The following is a 4451-nucleotide window of genomic DNA, read 5'->3' as shown; positions in this document are numbered from 1 at the left end:
CACCCACGTGGCGCAGGTGCACTGCGAAACCGGCGCCGGCGTGCTCAACCCCCTGCCCGAGATCGCCGCACTGTGCGCGCGGCTTGGCAAAGGCCTGATCGTCGATGCCATGAGCTCCTTCGGCGCGCTGGAGATCKACGCGCGCACCATGCCGTTCGACGCGCTGGTGGCCGCCACCGGCAAGTGCATCGAAGGCGTGCCAGGCATGGGCTTCGTGCTGGTGAAGAAGAGCGTGCTGGAAGCCAGCCAGGGCAACAGCCATTCGCTGGCGCTGGACCTGTACGACCAGTACACCTACATGCAGAAGACCACCCAGTGGCGCTTCACCCCGCCCACGCACGTGGTCGCCGCCTTCCGCGCCGCGCTCGACCAGTTCCTGGAAGAAGGCGGACAGCCGGTGCGCGGCGCGCGCTATCGCACCAACTACCAGACGCTGGTGCGCGGCATGGCCGAACTGGGTTTCCGCCCCTTCCTCGCGCCCGAGGTGCAGGCACCCATCATCGTCACCTTCCACGCGCCGGACGACGCCCGCTACGACTTCAAGACCTTCTACGCCAAGGTGCGCGAGCGTGGCTACATCCTCTATCCCGGCAAGCTGACGCAGGTGGAAACCTTCCGCGTGGGCTGCATTGGCGCGATCGATGCCAATGAGATGCGCAATGTGGTGGGMGCCATTGGCGAGACGCTTGCGGAAATGGGCATCGAGATGAAAGCGCCGCTGGCTAAGGCGGCTTGAGGTATTTGCGGACCCATCGCCCCGGCGAACGCACGCCCTCTCCCACAAGTGGATGAGGGGAGCCAGCCATCGGCAAGATCAACCAACTGTGGTAGCCGTGTTTCCCGCCCCAAGGCGGGAATCACCCCAGCGCGATGCGAAGCGAGCCGTCAAGGTTTACCTAGGCCGTATGGGGCGCCTCGGGATTCGGCGAAAAGCGCGGAAAAGAGGGACCCATGTCTGAGTATCGCCTTAAGGCGATGCGAGTTTGGGTCCCGGCCGCTCTTTTCGTCGAAGCCCGAGGGGGTGTCGCCCCATCCGGCGCGCCTTCTTTGCCTACTTTCTTGGCAAGACAAGAAAGTAGGTCGCCGCCCCGCAGGGGTGGTGAAACTGCAGTTGCAGTTGCAGTTGCAGTTGCAGTTGCAGTTGCAGTTGCAGTTGCAGTTGCAGTTGCAGTTGTCATTGAATTTAAGCAGTCGCAGTTGCTCTCAATCCCCCCCCAATGCCGGCGCTGCCGAAGGCCACCGGGGCAAAACCGGATCACGCCTTGATACGCCGCTAGTGACGAATGCCGTTCCGGAAGTACAATCGAATCGTCTCGTTTTCCGGAACGGAGTCCGAATTGAAATCGGCAACACTAGCGGCATCCAAAAAAGCGCCTTCCGAGGCCCCCAAGAACAAGCCCACAAAACCCGCGCGCGCGAAGGCGTCCCTGCGCCTGGAAGAACCGGCCGCCGCAGCGCCGGTCCCGAGCATGGCTGCCGACGCGGCAGCGGCGGACCGCGATACCCCCACGCTGCGCGCCTTCGCCCTGCTCGAATTCCTGGTTGCTGCCGACCGCCCCTTGTCGCTGGCGGAAATCATGCAGGGTTTCGAAGCGCCCAAGGCTTCGCTGCACCGCATGCTTGGCGCGCTGGAGGCCGGCGGGCTGGTGATCCGCGAGCCGGGCGCGCGCAATGCCTATGCCGTGGGACCGCGTCTGTCGCGCCTTGGCGTGGCCATCGTCACGCATTCAGGTACGCGGCAGTTGCGCCATGCCATCCTGGCGCGGCTGGTGGCGGACATCGGCGAGACGGTCAACCTGACCATGCTGCACGAAACCTCGGTGCTGTACCTGGACCGCATGGAAGCGCCGTGGCCGCTGCGGCTGGACCTGAAACCGGGCTCGCGCGTGCCGCTGCACTGCTCGGCCAGCGGCAAGCTGCTGCTATCGCTGCTGCCGCGCGAGCAGCGCGCCGCGCTGGTGCGGCAGCTGCCGCTGGAGCGCTTTACGCCCAACACGGTCACCAATGTGGAACTGCTCGAAGCCGAGCTGGACCGCAGCGCGCACAAGCAGCTTGGCGTGGACAACGAAGAGTTCGTGGCGGGGATCTCCTGCGTGGCCGTGCCGGTGCGCGACGAGCGCGGGCAGGTGGTGGCGGCGCTGGCCGTGCATGCGCCTACGGCGCGCTCGCCATTGTCGCGCTCGCTGGAGTTCGTGCCGCGCCTGCAGGAAACGGCGAGGGAGCTGGCCGCTACGTTCTGAGCGCCCGTTTGGCATCCGGCCTATACGCGTCGCCGCTATTCAGGCTGGATGCCCGCCGTCTTGATGATCGTGCCCCAGCGAGCGAGCTCGGCAAGCTGGAATTTAGCCAGCTCCTCCGGCGACGACACCTTAACCTCCATGCCGTTCTCCGCCACGAAATGGCGGATGGATTCAGTCGCCATGGCATTGCGCATCAGCGCGTTGAGCCGGTTGATGATCGGCGCCGGCGTGCCTGCCGGGGCGTACAGCCCGTTCCAGTAACCGGACTCATAGCCCTTCACGCCTTGCTCCGCGATGGTCGGCACGTTGGGCAGCAGCGGCGAGCGCTGCGGGCTGCTGACGCCGAGCGCGCGCAGCTTGCCGGCCTTGACCTGCGGCAGGCTGGTGGTCAGGTCGACGATCATCACGTCGGTCTGTCCGGCCACAAGGTCGATCACGGCGGCCGGATTGGCCTTGTAGGGCACGTACGTCAGTTTCGTCCCGGTCATGTGCTGGAATTGCTCGGTGGCAACCCGCGCCGAGGATGAGCCGGAGCCAAAGGTCAGCTTGCCCGGCTCCTTCTTGGCCAGTGCGATGAACTCGGGCACGTTCGTGGCCTTCACGTTGGGGTTCACCACCATCACCATGTAGCCCTGGACCACCTGGCCGATCGGCGCAAAGTCCTTGATGGGGTTGTAGGGCAGGTTCTTCACCAGGTGCGGATTGGCCGCCTGCGTGGTGTTGGTGGTCATGAACAGGGTGTAGCCATCGGGCGCCGAGCGCGCGACGAGTTGCGCCGCGATGCCGCCGAATGCGCCGGGGCGGCTGTCGACGATGACCGGCTGGCCCGTCTCCTTGGTGATCTGGGCACCCATTGCGCGGGCCAGGCCATCCGTGGTGCTGCCGGGGCTGGAGCCGATGACGATGGTGACCGGCTTGGTCGGATAGGACTGCGCGCCAGCCATGCCGGACGCCAGCACGGTCACGGCCATTGCCGCCAGATATTGGATCTGCATCTTGTCTCCTCTCATTCCGATTCTTAACTTCCGGGCGAAATAACGGGGCTGTCAGCGCTCAGGTCGTGAGGCTGAACGCCGGCCGTTGCCCGGCCAGCGCCTGGGCAATGCTTGCCAGGACCATCTCCCCCATGGCGGCCCGCGTCTGGTGCGTGGCGCTGGCGCGGTGCGCCTGCAGCGTGACGTTGTCCAGCGCGAACAGGGCTTGCGGCACGTTCGGCTCATCGACGAAGACATCCAGCCCGGCGCCGGCGATGCGCCCGGATGTCAGCGCCGCGACCAGGTCGTCTTCCTTGACCAGCCGGCCGCGCGCGATGTTGATCAGGTAGCCATCCTTGCCCAGCGCGTCGAGCACCTCGGCATTGACGATGCCCTCCGCCTTGTCCGCGGCGGCGGCAAGAATCAGCGCATCGCTCTGGCGGGCCAGTGCCACGAGGCCGGGCACGAAGGTGTGGGGGACGTCATCCATCGCCTTGAGGTCGGTGTAGGCAACGGGGCAGCCGAACGCCGTCATGCGCGCCGCGATGGCCCGGCCCACGCGGCCCATGCCGACGATGCCCACGCGCATGCCGCTGACGCGGCGGGCCAGCGGGATAGCACTTGGCTGCGGATGTCGGACCCAGTCGCCRGCGCGGATAAACCGGTCGCCCGGGCACATGCCACGACACGTGGCGATCAACAGGCCCACGGCGAGGTCCGCGACGTCCTCGGTCAGCGCCCCGAACGTCCCGGTCACCGGCAGGCCGCGCGCGCGGGCATATTCGAGGTCGACCGCATCGGTGCCGACGCCGTTGACCGCCACCACCTGAAGCGCGGGCAGTTGCACCATCATCGCCCTGGTAATGCCGGTGTGGCCGCCGGTGATGACCGCGCGGATCGTGGGCCCGTGCTCGCGCAGATAGGCATCCTTGTCGGTTTGCTCGAACAAGCGGTGCACGGTGTAGAGCGAATCCAGCTTGTCGTTGATGGCAGGGATGAGGATCGGGYTCAGCTGCAGGATGTTGGCTTTCATATGGTGAGTCCTATCTGGAAGGTGCGGATTCGCGTGATCTGTTTCGTCGCCAAACTCATACGTCATCCTATGACTTAGGCGACATCGAAACAAGCAGGAAATCCGATACACAGGGTTAACACTTTGCCAAATCTACGCAAAACCAGATAAAAACGAAAATCCCTCGCACTGACTCTCGGATCTCCTTATAATTTGTTGTACGAC

The 4451-nt window shown here is 65.2% G+C and carries 4 protein-coding genes; 2 read left to right on the top strand and 2 right to left on the bottom strand.

The features are described 5' to 3' along the window. Both AC1DS3_RS35600 and AC1DS3_RS35595 read left to right on the top strand, forming a co-directional pair. On the top strand, positions 1-736 hold a 736-nt coding region (locus AC1DS3_RS35600; protein WP_477129037.1), incomplete at its 5' end, for a 2-aminoethylphosphonate--pyruvate transaminase. A gap of 733 nt (positions 737-1469) precedes the next feature. Continuing rightward, positions 1470-2240, top strand: coding sequence for an IclR family transcriptional regulator (locus AC1DS3_RS35595; RefSeq protein WP_043356347.1), 771 nt, complete (start codon positions 1470-1472; stop codon positions 2238-2240). Between the two features lie 35 nt (positions 2241-2275). Here AC1DS3_RS35595 and AC1DS3_RS35590 read toward each other — a convergent pair whose 3' ends face one another. Continuing rightward, positions 2276-3235: a Bug family tripartite tricarboxylate transporter substrate binding protein gene (locus AC1DS3_RS35590; protein ID WP_441641479.1), complete on the bottom strand. Its 960-nt coding sequence runs from the start codon at positions 3233-3235 to the stop codon at positions 2276-2278. Positions 3236-3293: 58 nt separating this feature from the next. Next, the gene (locus AC1DS3_RS35585; protein ID WP_477129036.1) at positions 3294-4247 is read right to left on the bottom strand and encodes a 2-hydroxyacid dehydrogenase; all 954 of its coding nucleotides are present in this window, start codon (positions 4245-4247) and stop codon (positions 3294-3296) included. Positions 4248-4451: the final 204 nt, after the last annotated feature.

This window comes from Cupriavidus sp. 01L46, from assembly GCF_056399905.1.
This window is presented reverse-complemented; position numbering and strand designations above follow the sequence as displayed.